General features: G+C 70.7%; 14 protein-coding genes and 1 tRNA gene. 9 read left to right on the top strand and 6 right to left on the bottom strand.

Going from position 1 to position 19,300, the window contains the following annotated elements; translation table 11 throughout:
• The first annotated feature begins 156 nt into the window (after positions 1–156).
• The 6 genes from ACFYWG_RS15775 to ACFYWG_RS15750 all read left to right on the top strand — a co-directional run bounded on the left by ACFYWG_RS15775 (position 157) and on the right by ACFYWG_RS15750 (position 7,479).
• Positions 157–1,029 carry a trypsin-like serine protease gene (locus tag ACFYWG_RS15775; RefSeq protein ID WP_383509199.1) on the top strand — a complete coding sequence of 291 codons (873 nt, stop codon included), beginning with the start codon at positions 157–159 and terminating at the stop codon, positions 1,027–1,029.
• A gap of 756 nt (positions 1,030–1,785) precedes the next feature.
• Entirely contained in the window at positions 1,786–3,015 is a 1,230-nt protein-coding gene (locus tag ACFYWG_RS15770) for a branched-chain amino acid ABC transporter substrate-binding protein (protein WP_383509202.1), read from the top strand.
• A gap of 136 nt (positions 3,016–3,151) precedes the next feature.
• Entirely contained in the window at positions 3,152–4,081 is a 930-nt protein-coding gene (locus tag ACFYWG_RS15765) for a branched-chain amino acid ABC transporter permease (RefSeq protein WP_376323878.1), read from the top strand.
• Positions 4,082–4,085: 4 nt separating this feature from the next.
• Positions 4,086–5,897, top strand: coding sequence for a branched-chain amino acid ABC transporter permease (locus tag ACFYWG_RS15760; protein ID WP_383509196.1), 1,812 nt, complete (start codon positions 4,086–4,088; stop codon positions 5,895–5,897).
• A gap of 5 nt (positions 5,898–5,902) precedes the next feature.
• A complete protein-coding gene (locus tag ACFYWG_RS15755; RefSeq protein ID WP_376323875.1) occupies positions 5,903–6,766 on the top strand; it encodes an ABC transporter ATP-binding protein in 864 nt (287 codons plus the stop codon).
• On the top strand, positions 6,763–7,479 hold the full coding sequence (locus tag ACFYWG_RS15750) for an ABC transporter ATP-binding protein (RefSeq protein ID WP_376323873.1): 717 nt from the start codon (positions 6,763–6,765) through the stop codon (positions 7,477–7,479). Before ACFYWG_RS15755 ends, ACFYWG_RS15750 begins: the two co-directional genes overlap by 4 nt.
• Before the next feature lie 72 nt (positions 7,480–7,551).
• Here ACFYWG_RS15750 and ACFYWG_RS15745 read toward each other — a convergent pair whose 3' ends face one another.
• Positions 7,552–8,208, bottom strand: coding sequence for an ANTAR domain-containing response regulator (locus ACFYWG_RS15745; RefSeq protein WP_376323871.1), 657 nt, complete (start codon positions 8,206–8,208; stop codon positions 7,552–7,554).
• A gap of 102 nt (positions 8,209–8,310) precedes the next feature.
• On the opposite strand from ACFYWG_RS15745, the gene ACFYWG_RS15740 reads away from it, so the two are divergent.
• Positions 8,311–8,385: transfer RNA gene (locus tag ACFYWG_RS15740), tRNA-Leu, on the top strand.
• Between the two features lie 107 nt (positions 8,386–8,492).
• The gene (locus tag ACFYWG_RS15735) at positions 8,493–9,236 is read left to right on the top strand and encodes a helix-turn-helix domain-containing protein (RefSeq protein ID WP_389201698.1); all 744 of its coding nucleotides are present in this window, start codon (positions 8,493–8,495) and stop codon (positions 9,234–9,236) included.
• 7 nt (positions 9,237–9,243) lie between these two features.
• Here ACFYWG_RS15735 and pyk read toward each other — a convergent pair whose 3' ends face one another.
• A complete protein-coding gene (gene pyk, locus ACFYWG_RS15730; RefSeq protein WP_383509188.1) occupies positions 9,244–10,680 on the bottom strand; it encodes a pyruvate kinase in 1,437 nt (478 codons plus the stop codon).
• Between the two features lie 167 nt (positions 10,681–10,847).
• On the bottom strand, positions 10,848–11,561 hold the full coding sequence (locus ACFYWG_RS15725; RefSeq protein WP_389201696.1) for an SIMPL domain-containing protein: 714 nt from the start codon (positions 11,559–11,561) through the stop codon (positions 10,848–10,850).
• A 160-nt stretch (positions 11,562–11,721) separates the two neighbouring features.
• Between ACFYWG_RS15725 and ACFYWG_RS15720 the strand changes: the two genes are divergently transcribed.
• Entirely contained in the window at positions 11,722–13,524 is a 1,803-nt protein-coding gene (locus tag ACFYWG_RS15720; protein WP_389201693.1) for a bifunctional metallophosphatase/5'-nucleotidase, read from the top strand.
• Positions 13,525–13,537: 13 nt separating this feature from the next.
• Here ACFYWG_RS15720 and ACFYWG_RS15715 read toward each other — a convergent pair whose 3' ends face one another.
• The 3 genes from ACFYWG_RS15715 to pepN all read right to left on the bottom strand — a co-directional run bounded on the left by ACFYWG_RS15715 (position 13,538) and on the right by pepN (position 19,102).
• A complete protein-coding gene (locus ACFYWG_RS15715) occupies positions 13,538–14,968 on the bottom strand; it encodes a lysine N(6)-hydroxylase/L-ornithine N(5)-oxygenase family protein (protein ID WP_383509182.1) in 1,431 nt (476 codons plus the stop codon).
• Complete coding sequence (locus ACFYWG_RS15710) at positions 14,965–16,359, bottom strand: pyridoxal phosphate-dependent decarboxylase family protein (RefSeq protein ID WP_383509179.1); 1,395 nt, start codon at positions 16,357–16,359, stop codon at positions 14,965–14,967. The genes ACFYWG_RS15715 and ACFYWG_RS15710 overlap by 4 nt, the downstream gene beginning before the upstream one ends.
• Positions 16,360–16,609: 250 nt before the next feature.
• Positions 16,610–19,102: an aminopeptidase N gene (gene pepN, locus ACFYWG_RS15705; RefSeq protein ID WP_389201690.1), complete on the bottom strand. Its 2,493-nt coding sequence runs from the start codon at positions 19,100–19,102 to the stop codon at positions 16,610–16,612.
• Between the last annotated feature and the right edge of the window lie 198 nt (positions 19,103–19,300).

The raw sequence follows: 19,300 nt of genomic DNA, 5'->3' as shown, positions 1-19,300 counted from the left end.
GGGGGGGGGGGCGTCTATCGCCGGGGCGGGGGGTCTTTCCGTTTTTTTTTAACTGCGGGGGGGGGGGGGGGGGGGCCCCCCCCCCCCCGCCCCCGCGCGCTTCACTGACGCTCCCCCCACAGGAGACGACCCGATCCACCCCCAGAAGGGTTTCTCTTGAGCTCCGTACGCGCCCTCTCCGTCACCGCGGCGTCCTGCGCCGCCGTGCTCGCCACCGCGCTGCCGTCCTCCGCCGTCAACTCCTACAACGCCACGCCCGCCCCGGAGCGCACCGAGGTCGGCGCGCTCGTGGCCACCTGGGACGACGACGGCGACCCCGCCACCCCCGACCGCGTGGACTGGGTCTGCTCCGGCACCATGATCGACGCGGACACCTTCCTCACCGCCGCGCACTGCACCTCGGACTGGCCCGACAACGTCCGCTTCCACGTCTCCCTGGACCAGGACGTGCAGGCCGGGCTCGACGCGGCGGCGCGCTCGCACCCCGGGGACCCGGCCGCGCAGGCCGCAGCCGTCGCCGTCCCGGGCACCGCCCGTACGCACCCGGACTACCCGGGGCCCGCCTCCGACACCCGCGACATCGCGGTGATCGAGCTCGACGCCGCCGCCGTCAAGGCCCGCTGGAGCTTCACCCCGGCCACCCTGCCCGGCGCGAACCAGCTCGGCAGGCTCGGCCCGCAGGGGCTGAACGCCGCCGAGTGGACCGTCGCCGGATACGGCACCCAGGAGGCCGTCAACGGCCCCGGCGGCCAGACCCACCCCGGCGGCGGCGTCCGCATGAAGGCACCGGTCACCTTCAACGCCCTCAACGACTCCTGGGCCCGGCTGCAGATGACGGCCCCGCAGGGCAACGGAGGCGCCTGCTACGGCGATTCGGGCGGCCCCAACTTCGCCGTGATCGGCGGGAAGCGCATCCTGGCGTCCACCACCATCACCGGCGACACCCCCTGCTACGCGACCAACGTGACGTACCGCCTGGACACCCCCGGCGCCCGGGCCTTCCTGTCCCCGTTCGTGAAGCTGCCGTAGCCCCCCCGTATCTCCCCTGCAGCAGACGGGAGTTCGGGCAGGTCCGGCTCACGTCCGTAACGGACGAACGGCCGCCCCGCCGCTCGGCGCGCTCGACGCGAAGCGGAAGGGCGGCCGGATCGGTTCGAGGGCGCCGCCCCCTCAACGCCGGACTCGGTGCGGGTGTTGAGGTTTTCTTGAGCTCAAGCGGCGTCGATTGCCGATAAGTTGATGAGCCGGAGCCGCGGTGAGGATCTCCGAACCGTCCACTCCGCGAGACGCGCGCACGGATCCGGCGCCGGGGATCGGCCCGCCACCATCCCCCGGGGAAATCAGCGAAAGCGATTACCCGAGGATTTCCCGTGTAGGGGCCACACAATTCCCGGCGTGACGCTGCGTAACGCGCGCGCAATACAAGGCCGAACTCCCGCCTTCAGCCGGGCCCGCCCGGGGAACCTTTCCGATCTTGTCCAGGGCGCCCGCACCCCGGCAACAGCACGATCTCAGCCACCCCCAACCGGAAGTGCGCGTTCTCAGAATGCGGACGTCGGCGAAAATCCACCAAACCCGCCGAGAGCATCCGACGCCGAGACCGGTCATCCATCCCGTCATAACAAGAAAGTCACAAGCGAGCCCACGCCGCTGACCCTGCCCTTACCTCGGGCTTAGAGTCACGGCCAGTCACCGCTCCATCGGGAGTTCGGTACCAGCGCGGCACTCACCCCCCGACCAGGGCGGGGCCTGCCTGTGAAAGGACTGATTGTGCGACAGCGTTCCTTGGTGATTCTTACCTCCGTTCTCACGACCGGAGCTCTGACTCTCACCGCCTGCGGTTCCCGAGACGACAGCGGTGACAAGGGCGGAGACAGCGGGAGCAGCACCACTCTGACCATCGGCGTGGACGCGCCCCTGTCCGGTGAGAACTCCACCACCGGTCTGGGCATCCAGTACGGCGCCCAGATCGCCATCGACGACGCCAACAAGAACAACTGGGTCCCGGGCGTGAAGTTCAAGCTCAAGGCCCTCGACGACAAGGCGCAGCCCGCCACCGGCCAGTCCAACGCGACCAACATCGTCGGCGACAAGACCGCCGTCGGCGCCGTCGGCCCGCTGAACTCCGGCGTCGCCCAGACGATGCAGCAGGTCTTCGCCTCGGCCAACATGGTCCAGATCTCCCCGGCGAACACCAACCCCGAGCTGACCCAGGGCAAGAACTGGCAGACGGACAAGAAGCGTCCCTACAAGACGTACTTCCGCACCGCCACCACCGACGAACTGCAGGGCAGCTTCGCCGCCGGCTACGCGTACAACGGCCTCAAGAAGAAGAAGGCCTTCGTCGTCGACGACAAGCAGACCTACGGCGCCGGCCTGGCCAAGATCTTCGCCGAGCAGTACAAGAAGCTCGGCGGCAAGGTCGTCGGCACCGACCACGTCAACACCGGTGACAAGGACTTCGGCTCCCTCGTCACGAAGATCGAGAACTCCGGCGCCGACCTGCTCTACTACGGCGGCCAGTACGACGAGTCCGCGCTGATCACCAAGCAGCTCAAGGACGCCGGCGTCAAGATCCCGCTGTTCGGCGGCGACGGCATGTTCGCCTCCACCTACATCGAGGCCGCCGGCAAGTCCTCCGAGGGTGACCTCGCCACCGCCATCGGTGTCCCCGCCGACACCCTGCCCGCGGCCAAGCAGTTCATCCAGACCTACAAGGACAAGGGCTACAAGGGTGACTACGGCGCCTACGGTGCCTACGCCTACGACGCCACCACCGCCATCATCAAGGCCGTGAAGGCCGCGGCCGACGCCAACGGCGGCAAGGTCCCCACCGACATCAACGACCTGCGCTCCAAGGTCGTCGACGGTGTCCAGAAGGCCGACTTCGAAGGCCTCACCGGCAAGATCGCCTTCGACGAGTACGGCGACACCACCAACAAGCAGCTGACGGTGTACCAGGTCGAGAAGGGCGCCTGGAAGGCCGTCGAGACCGGCACCGCCGACCTGCAGTAGTCCGGCCCCCCAGCAAGCCCCACGGGCCGCGCGGAAGGAGGACCCCGACCGCGCGGCCCGTTTTCACACCCCCACACAGCACGCGACCACGCACGCATCCAGTGCACACGACCACCAGCGACATGGAGGCCATGCGGTGAACACCCTGCCGCAGCAGCTGGCCAACGGGCTGCTTCTCGGCTCGATGTACGGGCTGATCGCCATCGGCTACACGATGGTGTACGGCATCGTCCAGCTCATCAACTTCGCGCACGGCGAGATCTTCATGACCGGGGCCTTCGGCGCCCTCACGGTCTACTTCTACATCCTGCCCGACGGCACCTCGATGGCCATCGCCGTACCGCTCATGCTCCTCGGCGGCGCCCTCGTGGCCATCCTCATAGCCGTCGGGGCGGAACGGTTCGCCTACCGACCACTGCGCGGAGCACCACGCCTGGCACCCCTCATCACGGCCATCGGCCTCTCCCTGGCCCTCCAGGAGGTCGTGCGCAACTTCTACCCCGGCGCCGACCGCGCCCGCGCCTTCCCCGGCCTCGACGCCACCCACGAGATCGGCTCCGTCACCATCAAGGACGCCGACATCTTCCTCATCCTGGCCGCCATCCTCTGCATGGCCGCCCTCGCCTTCTTCGTGCGCCGCAGCCGCACCGGCCGCGCCATGCAGGCCACCGCCCAGGACCCCGACACGGCGCAGCTCATGGGCATCGACACCAACCGCATCATCGTCATCGCCTTCGCCATCGGCGGCTTCTTCGCCGCCGTCGCCGCCGTCGCCTACGGACTCAAGTACGGCAACGTCGACTACCGCATGGGCTTCCTGATGGGCCTCAAGGCCTTCACCGCGGCCGTCCTCGGCGGCATCGGCAACATCTACGGCGCCATGCTCGGCGGCATCGTCCTCGGCATCGCCGAGACCCTCGCCTCCGCCTACATCGACGAGATCCCCGGCATGCAGCAGCTCGGCGGCCAGAGCTGGGCCAACGTGTGGGCCTTCTGCCTCCTCATCCTCGTGCTCCTCTTCAGGCCACAGGGCCTGCTCGGCGAGCGCGTCGCGGACAGGGCGTGATCACATGACCGAGACGACCAAGACCGAAGTGCCGGACGCCGTCCCCACCCCGACGCCCGCACCGCGCGGCCTCGTCCCGCTGCCCCTCGCGGCCGCCCGCGGCCTGCTGCTCGGCGGCGGCATCGCCACCGCCGCCTCCGCCTTCCTCGCCTGGACCTGGACCTCCGAGTTCCCCGGCGACCTCACCATCAACGGCTACCCCGGCGGCCTGCAGTGGCTCACCTTCACCGCCGGCCTCCTCACCGCCCTGTTCGCCCTCGCCTCCTACGGCATCCGCGGACTCGGCTGGCTGCTGCCCGCCCGCAACAACGCACCCCTGGTGCTCACCGCCCTCGGCGGCTTCTCCGTCACCTGGTTCACCGTCATCGCCATCAGCTCCAAGCTCGGCGGCGTCGTCAACCTCGAACCCGGCGGCTGGATCGCGGCCGTGGCCTCCCTGCTGCCCGTCCTCGGCGCCTTCGCCCTCCCCCAGGAGCGCACCGGCACCGGCACCAAGGCGGCCCTGAAGGACTACGTCGCCAAGCCCGAGCGCATCCCCGCCCCCCAGGCCGTCGCGCCCTGGGTCCAGCGAGCCGTCATCAGCGTCGTCACGATCATCGGCCTCGGCGTCTTCACCTACGGCATCGACACCGAATACGGCGAGCTCTTCATCGGCTACCTCTTCGTCGTCGTCTTCGCCGTCTGGGCGCTGCACACCGCCGGCCTCCTCGACCGCTTCTCCGCGCTCGTCGCCGCCAACCGCAGCTTCACCCTCGCCATGGGCTTCGCCGCGGCCATCGCCTTCCCCTTCACCCAGACCGACGACCACTACGCCAACATCGGCGTCAACATCCTGATCTTCGGGACCGTGGCCCTCGGCCTGAACATCGTCGTCGGCCTCGCCGGACTCCTCGACCTCGGATACGTCGCCTTCCTCGGCGTCGGCGCCTACACCGCCGCCCTCGTCTCCGGCTCCGAGTTCTCCACCATCTCCGGCGTCCACCTGCCGTTCTGGGCCTCCGCCCTGGCCGGCGCCGCCGCCTCCCTGGTCTTCGGCGTCCTCATCGGCGCCCCGACCCTGCGGCTGCGCGGCGACTACCTCGCCATCGTCACCCTCGGCTTCGGTGAGATCTTCCGCATCGCCGTCAACAACATGGACGGCCAGTCCGGACCCGACGTCACCAACGGCCCCAACGGCATCCCCTCCATCCCCGACCTGAAGCTCTTCGGCTTCAACTTCGGCGAGGCGCACGACATCGGCGGATTCACCCTCGGCCGGTTCGCCAACTACTACCTGCTGATGGTCCTCATCATGGCCATCGTCGTCCTCGTCTACACGCGCGCCGCGGACTCCCGCATCGGCCGCTCCTGGATCGCCATCCGCGAGGACGAGACCGCCGCCACCGCCATGGGCATCAACGGCTTCCGCGTCAAGCTCGTCGCCTTCGCCCTCGGCGCCGCCCTCGCCGGCCTCGCCGGCACCGTCAGCGCCCACGTCACCTACAGCGTGGTCCCCACGCCGTACCAGTTCGCCGGCTCCACCCCGCCCAACTCCGCGTTCCTCCTGGCCGCGGTCGTCCTCGGCGGCATGGGCACGGTCGCCGGACCGCTCCTCGGCGCGGCCCTGCTCTACCTCCTCCCCGAGAAGCTCGTCTTCCTCCAGGAGAAGTCGCTCCTCGCCTTCGGCATCGCGCTCATCCTCCTGATGCGCTTCCGCCCCGAAGGCATCATCGCCAACCGCCGGCGCCAGCTCGAATTCCACGAGACCGGCCAACTCGACGTACCGAAACAGACCACGCTGACCGACGAACCGGCCGTCACCAAGGCGGGGGCGTAACCATCATGACGACACCTGTACTCGAAGCCCGCGACGTCACGATGCGCTTCGGCGGCCTCACCGCCGTCCGCTCCGTCGACTTCACGGTCAACGCCGGCGAGATCGTCGGCCTCATCGGCCCCAACGGCGCCGGCAAGACCACCTTCTTCAACTGCCTGACCGGCCTGTACGTCCCCACCGAGGGCACCGTCTCCTACAAGGGCACCGTGCTCCCGCCCAAGCCCCACCTGGTCACCCAGGCCGGCATCGCCCGCACCTTCCAGAACATCCGCCTGTTCGCCAACATGACGGTCCTGGAGAACGTGCTCGTCGGCCGCCACACCCGGACCAAGGAAGGCCTCTGGTCGGCTCTCCTGCGCGGCCCCGGCTTCAAGAAGGCCGAGCGTGAGAGCGAAGAACGCGCCATGGAACTCCTGGAGTTCATCGGCCTCGCCCACAAGCGCGACCACCTCGCCCGCAACCTCCCCTACGGCGAGCAGCGCAAGCTGGAGATCGCCCGCGCCATGGCCTCCGAGCCCGGCCTGCTCCTCCTCGACGAGCCCACCGCCGGCATGAACCCGCAGGAGACCAGGGCCACCGAGGACCTCGTCTTCGCCATCCGCGACAAGGGCATCGCCGTGCTGCTCATCGAGCACGACATGCGCTTCGTCTTCAACCTCTCCGACCGCGTCGCCGTCCTCGTCCAGGGCGAGAAGCTCGTCGAGGGAACCGCCGAAGTCGTCCAGGCCGACGAGCGCGTCGTCGCCGCCTACCTGGGCGAGCCCTTCGAAGGCGACCCCGGCGAGGCCGAAGCCGCCGAGGTCGAGGCCGCCGAAGCCGCCGCCGACGCGACCAGCACCACCAGCAGCACCAAGGGAGAAGCCAAGTGACCGCACTCCTCGAAGTCGAGGACCTCCGGGTCTCCTACGGCAAGATCGAAGCCGTCAAGGGCATCTCCTTCAGCGTCGAAGCCGGCCAGGTCGTCACCCTCATCGGCACCAACGGCGCCGGCAAGACGACCACCCTGCGCACCCTGTCGGGCCTGCTCAAGCCCACCGCCGGAAAGATCCTCTTCGACGGCAAGCCCCTCAGCGGGGTCCCCGCCCACAAGATCGTCTCCCTCGGCCTGGCCCACTCCCCCGAAGGCCGGCACATCTTCCCGCGCCTCACCATCGCCGAGAACCTCCAGCTCGGAGCCTTCCTCCGCAAGGACAAGGACGGCATCGAGAAGGACATCCAGCGCGCCTACGACCTCTTCCCCATCCTCGGGGAACGCCGCAAGCAGGCCGCCGGAACCCTCTCGGGCGGCGAGCAGCAGATGCTCGCCATGGGCCGCGCCCTGATGTCCCAGCCGAAGCTGCTCATGCTCGACGAGCCCTCCATGGGCCTCTCCCCGATCATGATGCAGAAGATCATGGCGACGATCTCGGAGCTCAAGTCCCAGGGCACCACGATCCTCCTGGTCGAGCAGAACGCCCAGGCGGCGCTGTCCCTGGCCGACCAGGGGCACGTCATGGAGGTCGGCAACATCGTCCTGTCCGGCACGGGCCAGGACCTGCTGCACGACGAGTCGGTGCGCAAGGCGTACCTGGGCGAGGACTGAGCGCCCCGCCCCACGGAAAGAGGCCTGCTTCCCTCCGGCCGGAGGGGAGCAGGCCTCTTCCACGCGGTGGGATCAGCCCTTGCCGGCCTTCTTCTCCTCGGCGTCCTGGATGACCGCCTCCGCGACCTGCTGCATCGACATCCGGCGGTCCATCGACGTCTTCTGGATCCAGCGGAACGCGGCCGGCTCGGTCAGCCCGTACTCCGTCTGCAGGATCGACTTCGCCCGGTCCACCAGCTTGCGCGTCTCCAGCCGGAGCGTGAGGTCGGCGACCTCCTTCTCCAGCTCCTTCAGCTCCGTGAACCGCGAGACGGCCATCTCGATCGCGGGGACGACATCGCTCTTGCTGAACGGCTTCACCAGGTACGCCATGGCACCGGCGTCCCGCGCGCGCTCCACGAGATCGCGCTGGGAGAACGCGGTCAGCATCAGCACCGGCGCGATGCTCTCCTCCGCGATCTTCTCGGCCGCCGAGATGCCGTCGAGCTTGGGCATCTTCACGTCGAGGATCACCAGATCGGGGCGGTGCTCACGGGCCAGCTCCACGGCCTGCTCACCGTCACCGGCCTCGCCGACGACGGTGTACCCCTCCTCCTCCAGCATCTCTTTGAGATCGAGCCGGATGAGGGCCTCGTCCTCGGCGATGACGACCCGCGTCGTCATCGGAGGCACGTGCGACTTGTCGTCTTCAGGCACGTCGACAGGCTGGGGCGACTCGGGGGCACTCACGTGGGCTCCTTGGTAGGGGCAGGCCGGTACTGCTCCCAAGAGCGTACCTAGCTGCGGTATGGTGGTCGGGCAGTGGGTCGAGGTCAACCTTCGATTCACGGGGCCCCGGTAGCCCAATTGGCAGCAGGCAATGGATTCAAAACCCATACAGTGTCGGTTCGAGTCCGACCCGGGGCACTTTTCCTTCCATTCCAAGGTCACCACTCCGAAGCGGATGTGCACGTTCTCGTGAACATCCGCTTCTTTCTGCGTGTCGTCACGACGGCACTTCCACAGTGGCCCTCATGTACGACATCAGCACGCGCAAGCGAGTACTCGCACTGGTGGACGGAGGCCGCAGTCTCAATTCGGTGAGCCGTGAGACAGGCATTTCCAGGGCCGCCATTCGCTCGTGGCGCGAGCGCCTCGAACCGCGGCCCCGGAGGACGCCGCAGGACCCCGGGCCGCCCGCCGACGCCTCCGCGTACGCCTACCTGCTGGGCCTCTATCTCGGTGACGGCTGCATCAGCGCTCATCCGCGCGGGGGTTACTACCTCAGGATCGTCTGTGCGGACGCCTGGCCCGGGCTGATCGCGCAGTGCCGCGAAGCCATCGAGAGGGTGCGCCCCGGCGTGGGCATCCACACCGCGCGGAAACAGGGCTGCGTGGCCGTCACCAGCTACTCGCGGAGCTGGCCGGCTCTTTTCCCTCAGCACGGGCCCGGTATGAAGCACCGACGGCGGATCGTGCTGGATGCCTGGCAGCAGGCCATCGTCGAGGCGCACCCGTGGGACTTCATCCGCGGGCTCATCCACTCCGACGGCTGCCGTGTCACCAACCGGACGACCCGGATAGTCGGCGGGCGCCCGAAGCGGTACGAGTACCCGCGGTACTTCTTCACCAATGTCTCCGACGACATCATCCGCCTCTTCACCGCGGCGCTCGACCTGGTGGGCGTCGAATGGAGGAAGGCGAACACCCGGAACATCTCCGTCGCCCGCAGAGCCTCCGTGGCCCTCATGGACGCCCACGTCGGGGCCAAGTACTGACGGTCGTCTACTTCGGGCTGTCGTCCTCGGCGATGTGGTGGACGCGGACCAGGTTCGTCGAGCCCGAGACGCCGGGTGGGGAGCCGGCCGTGATGACGACCATGTCGCCCGGGCGGCAGCGGCCGTACCTGAGCAGGAGTTCGTCGACCTGGTCGACCATCGCGTCTGTGGAGTCCACGCTCGGCCCGAGGAACGTCTCGACACCCCAGCTGACGCTGAGCTGGGAGCGGGTCGCCTGGTCGGGGGTGAAGGCCAGCAGCGGAATGGGCGAGCGGTAGCGGGAGAGGCGGCGGGCGGTGTCGCCCGACTGGGTGAAGGCGACGAGGAAGCGGGCGCCGAGGAAGTCGCCCGTCTCGGCCGCCGCGCGGGCGACGGCGCCGCCCTGGGTGCGGGGCTTGTTGCGTTCGGTCAGCGGCGGCAGCCCCTTGGCCAGGATGTCCTCCTCGGCCGCTTCGACGATGCGGGCCATGGTGCGGACGGTGTCGACGGGGTGCTTGCCGACGCTGGTCTCGCCGGAGAGCATGACCGCGTCGGTGCCGTCGATGACGGCGTTGGCGACGTCGGAGGCCTCGGCGCGGGTGGGCCGGGCATTGTCGATCATCGAGTCGAGCATCTGCGTGGCGACGATGACCGGTTTGGCGTTGCGCCTGGCCAGGGCGATCGCGCGCTTCTGGACGATCGGGACCTGCTCCAGCGGCATTTCGACGCCGAGGTCGCCGCGGGCCACCATGATGCCGTCGAAGGCGGCGACGATGTCGTCGATGTTCTCGACCGCCTGCGGCTTTTCGATCTTGGCGATGACGGGGAGGCGGCGGCCTTCCTCGTCCATGATGCGGTGGACGTCCTGGATGTCGCGGCCGCTGCGGACGAAGGACAGGGCGATGACGTCGAAGCCGGTGCGCAGGGCCCAGCGCAGGTCGTCCTCGTCCTTCTTGGACAGGGCGGGGACGGAGACGGCGACGCCGGGGAGGTTGAGTCCCTTGTGGTCGGAGACGACGCCGCCTTCGAGGACGGTGGTGCGGATACGGGGGCCGTCGACGTCGGTGACGCGCAGGCAGACCTTGCCGTCGTCGACGAGGATGCGTTCGCCGGTGGTCACGTCGGCGGCGAGGCCGGCGTAGGTGGTGCCGCAGCCGTCGCGGTCGCCTTCGGCGCCGTCCTCGACGGTGAGGGTGAAGGTGTCGCCGCGTTCGAGGAGTACGGGGCCTTCGGTGAAGCGGCCGAGGCGGATCTTCGGGCCTTGGAGGTCGGCGAGGACGCCGACGCTGCGGCCGGTTTCGTCGGCGGCTTTGCGGACCCGGTGGTAGCGCTCCTCGTGTTCGGCGTGTTCGCCGTGGCTGAGGTTGAAGCGGGCTACGTCCATTCCGGCGTCGACCAGGTCTTTGATCCGGTCGTACGAGTCGGTGGCGGGTCCCAGGGTGCAGACGATTTTGGCTCGGCGCATGGTACGAGCCTATGAGTTACCGACTGGTAGTGAATTGGCCGGGCGTGACCACTCAACAGACATTGCGTGAAGCGTTATTGACAAGTGTTGAATTGTGCGGCGGGGCGCTCCGATGAGCATCTCGGAGGGAATTCGGTCGCGTTTTCGGAAAGGGCCCCGCCCGGGGGTCACAGACGCGGCGGGACCATGGTGAAGCGCGCGTTCACCTGGGCGTGGACGTGCTGGCGCTGGGGTTCGAGGTCGAGGGGGGCGGGGGTGTCCTCGGCGGCGCCGGCGAAGGCGGCGGAGCGCATGCGGCCGGTGGCCTGGGGGTAGGCCGGCGGGGCGTCCTCGGCGCCGATGTCGGCGATCTCGACGAGGGCGGCGAGGGTGGTGCCGAGGGCGTCGGCGTACTCGCGGGCGCGCTGGACGGCTTCGTGGACGGCCTTCTTGCGCGCGTCGCGGTGGGCGGGCGAGTCGGGGCGCAGGGCCCACCAGGGGCCGTCGACGTGGGTGAGGTCGAGGTCGGCCAGGCGGGTGGTGAGTTCGCCGAGGGCGGTGAAGTCGGTGAGTTCGGCGGTGACGCGGACGCTGCCGTGGTAGGTGCGGACGCGTTCGCCGCGGCCGTGCTTGGTCAGTTCGGGGGTGATGGAGAAGGCGCCGGTCTCCAGGCGTTCGACGGCGTCGCCGTAGGTCTTGACGAGGTCGAGGACGGTGGCGTTGCGGCGGGTGAGGTCGTCGAGGGCGGAGCGGCGGTCGCGGCCGCGGGCGGCGACGGTGATGCCGATGCGGGCGATCTCGGGGTCGACTTCGAGGCGGGCTTCGCCGCGGACGGCTATGCGGGGGGCGTCGGGGGTGCCGTAGGGGACGGCGGGCCGGGGGGTGTCCGTGGGGGCGGTCATACGCCCCACTCTGTCACGGTGTGGCGGTGCCGCGGGGCGGAGTTGGGGGTTCCAGTCACCGGATCGCAACCTGCCGGGTCTGGTCCGTCCGGTCATGAACGGGTCAGAATCTACGCGCGTTATCTACGCGCGTTCACAGATTCCGCGAGGAGAGCCAGACATGCCGTTGAACCGCCGGAAGTTCCTGGGGAAGTCCGCCGCGACCGGGGCGGGGGTGGCGCTGGCCGGTGCGGTCGCGGCGCCGGGCGCCCAGGCCGCCGAGGCGTACGGCGGGCGGCCCGCCAAGCGGTACGCGTTCACCGTGATGGGCACGACGGACCTGCACGGCAACGTCTTCAACTGGGACTACTTCACGGACAAGGAGTTCGACGACAAGGACCACAACGACGTGGGCCTGGCGAAGGTCTCCACGCTCGTGAACCGGGTCCGCGCGGAGAAGGGCCGCCGCAACACGCTGCTCATCGACGCGGGCGACACCATCCAGGGCACGCAGCTGTCGTACTACTACGCCAAGGTGGACCCGATCACCGCCGAGGGCGGGCCGGTGCACCCGATGGCGCAGGCGATGAACGCGATGGAGTACGACGCGGCGGCGCTCGGCAACCACGAGTTCAACTACGGCATCCCGGTGCTGCGCAAGTTCGAGCAGCAGTGCCGCTTCCCGCTGCTGGGCGCCAACGCGCTGGACGCGAAGACGCTGCGGCCGGCGTTCGCGCCGTACAGCATGCACCGGCTGCGCACGCCGCACGGGCGGGACGTGAAGGTGGCGGTGCTGGGGCTGACGAACCCGGGCATCGCGATCTGGGACAAGGCGAACGTGCAGGGGAAGATGACGTTCCCGGGTCTGGAGGAGCAGGCCGCGAAGTGGGTGCCGAAGCTGCGCTCGATGGGCGCGGACGTCGTGATCGTCTCGGCGCACAGCGGCTCGTCGGGCACGTCGTCCTACGGTGACCAGCTGCCGTACGTGGAGAACGCGGCCGGGCTGGTGGCCGAGCAGGTGCCGGGCATCGACGCGATCCTGGTGGGGCACGCCCACACGGAGATCCCCGAGTACTTCGTCACGAACAAGGAGACCGGCCGGAAGGTCGTGCTGTCGGAGCCGCTCAAGTGGGGTCAGCGGCTGACGCTGTTCGACTTCGAGCTGGTCTGGGAGAAGGGCTGCTGGACGGTCGAGAAGGTGGGCGCGAAGGTCCTCAACTCCAACACGGTGGAGGAGGACGCGAAGATCACCGGGCTGCTCACCGACGAGCACGCGAAGGTGGTCGCGTACGTCAACCAGGTGATCGGCACCAACGCGGCGGAGATGACGTCGGCCGAGGCGCCGTACAAGGACGTGCCGATCATCGACCTGATCAACCACATCCAGGCCGACACGGTGAAGCAGGCCCTGGCGGGCACCGAGCACGCGGCGCTGCCGGTGCTGTCGCAGGCGGCGTGCTTCTCGCGCAGCGCGCGGATCCCGGCCGGCGAGGTGACGATCCGGGACGTGGCGGGGCTGTACGTCTTCGAGAACACGCTGGAGGCGCGCCTGATGACGGGTGCGCAGATGAAGGCGTACCTGGAGTTCTCGGCGAACTACTACGTGCGGACGCCGGCCGGTGCGCCGGTGGAGCCGGCGAAGCTGACCAACGCGGGCGGCATCCCGGACTACAACTACGACGTGGTGAGCGGTCTGTCGTACGAGATCGACATCGCGAAGCCGGCCGGGTCGCGGGTGGCGAACGTGCGGTTCGGGGGACAGCCGCTCGCGGACGACGCGAAGTTCGTGTTCGCGGTGAACAACTACCGGGCCAACGGCGGCGGGAACTTCCCGCACGTCGCCGCGGCCCCGGTGCTGTGGTCGAACTCGGAGGAGATCCGCAACACCATGATCGCCTGGGTGAAGGCGAAGGGGTCGATCGACCCGGCCGTGTTCGCCGCGGTGGACTGGAAGCTGACGCGCGAGGGCGTGCCGGTGTTCTGAGCCGTGTCTCCGCTCACCTCCGGTCGTCGACCAGCGGGATCAGGGCCGGTGCCTCGCGGGGCGGCGGCACGTGGCGGGGCTGGGTGAGGCCGAAGGTGGTGAAGGCGGTGCGGCGCGGGAGTCCGTAGGCTTCCCTGCCGGTCAGGGAGTTGAGGATGAGCGCGCCGCGCCAGGCGGTGAGGCCGAGGTCCGGGGCGCCGACGCCGTGGGTGTGGGTCTCGGCGTTCTGGACGTGGACGGTGCCGGTGACGGACGGGTCGAGGACGAGCCGGTGCTCCTCGTCGACGCGGGGCCGCTCGCTGTGGTCGCGGCGCATGTAGGGGTCGAGGCCGGCGAGGAGGCGGTCCAGGGGGCGTTCGCGGTAGCCGGTGGCGAGGACGACGGCGTCGGTGGTGAGGCGGGTGCGGCTGCCCTGCAGGTCGTGTTCCAGGTGCAGTTCCACCTGTGTGGTGGCGACGCGGCCGGCGGTGCGGACGCGGACACCGGGGGTCAGGACGGCGTCGGGCCAGCCGCCGTGCAGGGTGCGGCGGTACAGCTCGTCGTGGATGGCGGCGATGGTGGCGGCGTCGATGCCCTTGTGCAGTTGCCACTGTCCGGCGACGAGGCGGTCGCGGGTGGACTCGGGCAGGGCGTGGAAGTAGCGGGTGTGGTCGGGGGTGAAGTGCTCCAGGCCGAGCTTGGAGTACTCCATGGGCGCGAACGCGCCGGTGCGGCCCAGCCAGTGGAGTCTCTCGCGGCCCGCGGGCCGGCTGCGGAGCAGGTCGAGGAAGATCTCGGCGCCGGACTGGCCGGTGCCGACGACGGTGACGTGCCCGGCGGCCAGGAGGGTGTCGCGGTGGTCGAGGTAGTCGGCGGCGTGCACGACGGGCACGCCGGGGGCCTGGACGAGGGGCTTGAGCGGGTCGGGGACGTGGGGTTCGGTGCCGATGCCGAGGACGACGTTGCGGGTGTAGGTGCGGCCGAGGGCTTCGGCTTCCCCGTCGCTGTCGAGCTGGGTGAAGTCCACTTCGAACAGGTCGCGTTCGGGGTTCCAGCGCACGGCGTCGACCTGGTGGCCGAAGTGCAGGCCGGGCAGGTTCTCGGTGACCCAGCGGCAGTAGGCGTCGTACTCGGCGCGGTGGATGTGGAAGCGCTCGGCGAAGTAGAACGGGAACAGCCGTTCGCGGGACCTGAGGTAATTGAGGAACGTCCAGGGGCTGGTGGGGTCGACGAGGGTCACCAGGTCGGCGAGGTAGGGCACTTGGATGGTGGCGCCGTCGATGAGCAGCCCGGGGTGCCAGCCGAAGGCGGGGCGCTGGTCGTAGAAGACGGTGTCGAGGTCGCCGAGGGGGTGGGCGAGGGCGGCGAGGGAGAGGTTGGCGGGGCCGATGCCGATGCCGACGAGGTCGCGGGGGGCGTCGGGTTCGTGGTGCGGGTGGGGCGCGGGGGTGTGGTCGGGGTTCATCGGGGGGTGTGTCCTTCCGCGAGGGTCGCTCGGCGCGCTGCCACGAGGTGCAGCAGGGCGGCTAGGTCGTCGGGGCCGGTGGCGGGGTTGAGCAGGGTGGCCTTGAGCCAGAGCCGGCCGTCGAGGCGGGCCCGGCCGAGGACGGCGGTGCCGTCGGTGAGCAGGGCGCGGCGCACGGCGGCGACGGTGGTGTCCGGGGCTGCTGTGGGCCGGAACAGCACAGTGCTGAGGGCGGGTGGCGCGTGCAGGTCGAAGCCGGGGTGGTCCCGGACGAGGGCGGCGAACTCCTCGGCCCGGGCGCAGACCTGGTCGACGAGTGCGCCGAGCCCGTCGCGGCCGAGGGTCTTGAGGGTGACCGCGAGTTTGAGGATGTCGGGGCGCCGGGTGGTGCGCAGGGAGCGCCCGAGCAGGTCCGGCAGTCCGGCGTCGGTGTCGTCGTCGGCGTTGAGGTAGTCGGCGCGGTGCCGCAGGGCGGCGAGGTCGCCGGGGTCGCGGACGGTGAGGATGCCGGCGGCGGCGGGTTGCCAGCCGAGTTTGTGCAGGTCGAGGGTGACGGTGTCGGCGGCGTCGAGTCCGTCGAGCAGGGTGCGGCGGCGGGTGCTGAACAGCAGGGCACCGCCGTAGGCGGCGTCGATGTGCAGCCGGGCGCCGTGGGCGGCACAGCGGTCGGCGATCTCGGGCAGCGGGTCGATCAGACCGGCGTCGGTGGTGCCGGCGGTGGCGGCGACGAGCAGCGGGCCGGGCGTGCGGGAGAGGGCCGCGTCGAGGGCGGCGGGGTCGAGTCTGCCGCCGGGGGCGGCCACGACGACGGGGTCGGGCAGGCCCAGCAGCCAGGTGGCGCGCGGCAGCGAGTGGTGCGCGTTGTCGCCGACGACGAGCCGTACGGTCCCGCCGCGGGCCTCGCGGGCGAGCAGCAGGGCGAGGTGGTTGGCCTCGGTGCCGCCGGTGGTGGCGAGCGCGTCCGGGTTGCCGCCGGGCCCGTGGATCTCCCGGGCGAGGGCCTGCGTGACCATCGCCTCCAGTTCGGAGGCGGCCGGGGCCTGGTCCCAGGAGTCCAGGGAGGGGTTGAGGACGGAGGCGGCGAGGTCGGCCGCGGCGGCGACGGCGAGGGGCGGGCAGTGCAGGTGGGCGGCGCAGCGGGGGTGGGCGGGGTCGGCGGCGCCCTCGGCGACGGCCCGGACCAGGGTGTGCAGGGCCTGCGGGTCGCCGCGGCCGGGGAGGACCTCCCCCACGGCACGGCGCAGCCGGGCGGCGACCGCCTGCGGCCCGCCCGCCGGCAGCGGCCCGCCGCGGGACCGGGCGCCGGTGTCGAGGGCGTCGAGGACGGTGGCGAGCAGCGGCCGCAGGGCGCGGGCCCCTTCGGGGCCCGAGGCGAGGGACGGCGTGCGCATGAGCTGACCTCCGGGACACGGGGCGAACCGCCCGAACAGCCCAACGACGCAACCCGGCCGGAGGTGTTCCTGAGCGCGGTACCGGATGCCGGTGGGGCCGCCGCCCCGTGATGTGCCGACCCGGCCGGACGTGTCCCCGCACGCGGGTGCGGGCCCCCGGGTGGGACCGCCACCCCGTGGCGTGCAGACCCCGGAGGGTGACGGGGGGGGCGGCCCAACCCGTGGTGCGGGGAGGGCCGTGCGCTCGGTGTCAGTTCCGGTGTGCGTCCCGGACCCGCAGCGCTCGCCTCAGGTCGTCCAGCTGGTCGGTCAGCTTGCGGTGGAGGGCCGGTGTCGGGGCGGCTTCGGCCAGGCACTGTTCGCCGAGGCGGAGGTTGTCCGGGTCGACGGCGTGCGCGGGGAAGGCCCAGCGGCCCGCCGCCTCCGCCATGGCGGGTCCGCGCCGGTCGGCGAGGGCGACGGCGTCGGCGTAGAAGCGCGGCACGTACGAACCGACCAGGCCGGCCTGTTCGGGCTGCCAGAAGCCGCGGGCGGTGGCGGTGAAGAGGTAGTTGGACAGGTCGTCGGAGCCGAACATCGCCTGCCAGGCGCGTTCCTTGGCGTCGGGGTGGGGCAGGGCGGCGCGGCACAGGGCGGCGCCCTCCTGGCCGGTGGCGCTCGGGTCGCGTTCCAGCTCCGCGTCGATGGCGGCCTCGTCGGTCGCGCCGAGGACGGCGAGCCGGGCGAGCACGCGCCAGCGCAGCTCCGGGTCCAGCTCGGGTCCGCCGGGGACGGTGCCGTCGGCGAGCCAGGCGGCGATGGTGTCGGGGTGGGCGGCGACGTCGATGCGGTGGCGGACCGCGATCAGGCGCAGGCCGGGGTGGTCGCCGTCCTCGGTGCGGCGGATGAGGTCGCGGCACAGCTCGGAGAGGGTGGCGAGCGCGGCCGGCCGCTCCTCGGGGGTGAGGTAGCGGTCGGTGAGGTACGTGGTGGCGAAGGCGAGCACGCCCTGGACGACGGCCAGGTCGGTCTCCAGCGGCAGATGGGCCCGGGCCGTCTCCAGGTAGGCGGCGGGGGCGAGTTCGCCGTCGCGGACGGCGTCGCGCAGGGCGTTCCAGACGACCGCGCGGGTGAGCGGTTGGGGCAGGCCGGACAGGTCCTTGCGGACGGTGTCGAAGGACTCCGGGTCGAAGCGGACCTTGGCGTAGGTGAGGTCGCCGTCGTTGAGCAGGAGCAGGGCGGGGCGCTTGCCGATGGGGTGGTCGCCGGTCTGCGGCAGGTCGAGGTGGAGGCGTTCGCGCAGGACGAGCTGTCCGCCGTCGTCGCCGAGGTCGCGGTCGTACAGGCCGACGGCGATGCGGTGCGGGCGGCTGCCGGCGCGGTCGGTGGCGAGGGCGCACAGGCCCTGTTCGCCGGGGACGACGCGCGGGGTGAGGGTGTCGACGCCGGTGGTGCGCAGCCAGGCGTCGGCCCAGCCGTGGACGTCGCGGTCGGTGGCGCCGGCGAGGTTGTCGATGAAGTCGGCGAGGGTGGCGTTGGCGAACCTGTGCCGGGCGAAGTGGGCGTTGATGCCGGCCAGGAAGTCCTTCTCGCCGAGCCAGGCCACCAGTTGGCGCAGGGCGCTGGCTCCCTTGGCGTAGGAGATGCCGTCGAAGTTGAGCAGGGCGGAGGCGGTGTCGTCGACGGCGTCGGGGGCGACGGGGTGGGTGGAGGGGCGCTGGTCGGCGTCGTAGCCCCAGGATTTGCGGGTGACGGCGAAGTCGGTCCAGGTGTCCGTGAAGCGGGTGGCCTCGGTGAGGGTCTGGTAGCCCATGTACTCGGCGAAGGACTCGTTCAGCCAGATGTCGTCCCACCACTTGAGGGTGACGAGGTCGCCGAACCACATGTGGGCCATCTCGTGGGCGATGACCATCGCGCGGGTCTGCCGTTCGGTGTCGGTGACGGCGGAGCGGTAGACGAACTCGTCGCGGAAGGTGACCAGTCCGGGGTTCTCCATGGCGCCCGCGTTGAACTCGGGGACGAAGGCCTGGTCGTAGGAGTCGAAGGGGTAGGGCTCGTCGAACTTCTCGTGGTAGCGGTCGAAGCAGGCCCGGGTGACGTCGAGGAGTTCGTCGGCGTCGGCGTCCAGGTAGGGGGCGAGGGAGCGGCGGCAGTGCAGGCCGAAGGGCAGGCCGCGGTGCTCGGTGCGCACGGAGTGCCAGGGGCCGGCGGCGACGGCGACGAGGTAGGTGGAGATCAGGGGCGTGGGGGCGGCGCGCCACACGCCGTCGGTGTGCTCGGTGACGCCGTTGGCGAGGACGGTCCAGCCCTGCGGGGCGGTGACCGACAGGTCGAACACGGCCTTCAGGTCGGGCTGGTCGAAGGCGGCGAAGACGCGCTGGACGTCGTCGAGGAAGAGCTGCGTGTAGACGTAGGTCTCGCCGTCGGTGGGGTCGGTGAAGCGGTGCATGCCCTCGCCGGTGCGGGAGTAGCGCATGCGGGCGTCGACGCGCAGTTCGTGCTCGCCGGGGGTGAGGTTCTTCAGCGGGAGCCGGTTGCCGTCGAGGGCCTGCGGGTCCAGGGGTTGTCCGTCGAGGGTGACGGAGCGCAGCTCGGCGGGCTTGACCTCGACGAAGGTGTCCCCGGCCGCGCGGGCGGCGAACCTGATCAGGGTGCGGGAGGCGAAGGTCTCGTCACCGCCGGTCAGGTCGAGTTCGATGGTGTAGCGGTGGACGTCGAGGAGCTCTGCTCGGGCCTGCGCTTCGTCGCGCGTCAGTACGGACATGCAGGACATGCTGCCTGATGGCGTCGGCACGGCACAGAGGCGGATCGGTACGTGCGCAATGTCCGGTCTCAGCCGCGGTCCTTCCCGAGCCCCCGGCGTGCGCCCCGGGGGGCGCTGGACGGGTACGTGCGCGTCGGGGTGGGGCAGGACGGGGCCGGCGGGGTGGGCGGGGCCCCGGGGTCGGCGGGGCCCCGGGGT

It is taken from the genome of Streptomyces sp. NPDC003456 (genome assembly GCF_042878735.1).
In the GTDB taxonomy this organism is placed as follows: Bacteria; Actinomycetota; Actinomycetes; order Streptomycetales; family Streptomycetaceae; genus Streptomyces.
This window is presented reverse-complemented; position numbering and strand designations above follow the sequence as displayed.

Coding starts and splice junctions, on each gene's coding strand:
- ACFYWG_RS15715 (WP_383509182.1), bottom strand. CDS start 14,968: ATGAACCCCGACCACACCCCCGCGCCCCACCCGCACCACGAACCCGAC.
- ACFYWG_RS15710 (WP_383509179.1), bottom strand. CDS start 16,359: ATGCGCACGCCGTCCCTCGCCTCGGGCCCCGAAGGGGCCCGCGCCCTG.
- pepN (WP_389201690.1), bottom strand. CDS start 19,102: ATGTCCGTACTGACGCGCGACGAAGCGCAGGCCCGAGCAGAGCTCCTC.
- ACFYWG_RS15720 (WP_389201693.1), top strand. CDS start 11,722: ATGCCGTTGAACCGCCGGAAGTTCCTGGGGAAGTCCGCCGCGACCGGG.
- ACFYWG_RS15760 (WP_383509196.1), top strand. CDS start 4,086: ATGACCGAGACGACCAAGACCGAAGTGCCGGACGCCGTCCCCACCCCG.
- ACFYWG_RS15735 (WP_389201698.1), top strand. CDS start 8,493: ATGTACGACATCAGCACGCGCAAGCGAGTACTCGCACTGGTGGACGGA.
- ACFYWG_RS15725 (WP_389201696.1), bottom strand. CDS start 11,561: ATGACCGCCCCCACGGACACCCCCCGGCCCGCCGTCCCCTACGGCACC.
- pyk (WP_383509188.1), bottom strand. CDS start 10,680: ATGCGCCGAGCCAAAATCGTCTGCACCCTGGGACCCGCCACCGACTCG.
- ACFYWG_RS15755 (WP_376323875.1), top strand. CDS start 5,903: ATGACGACACCTGTACTCGAAGCCCGCGACGTCACGATGCGCTTCGGC.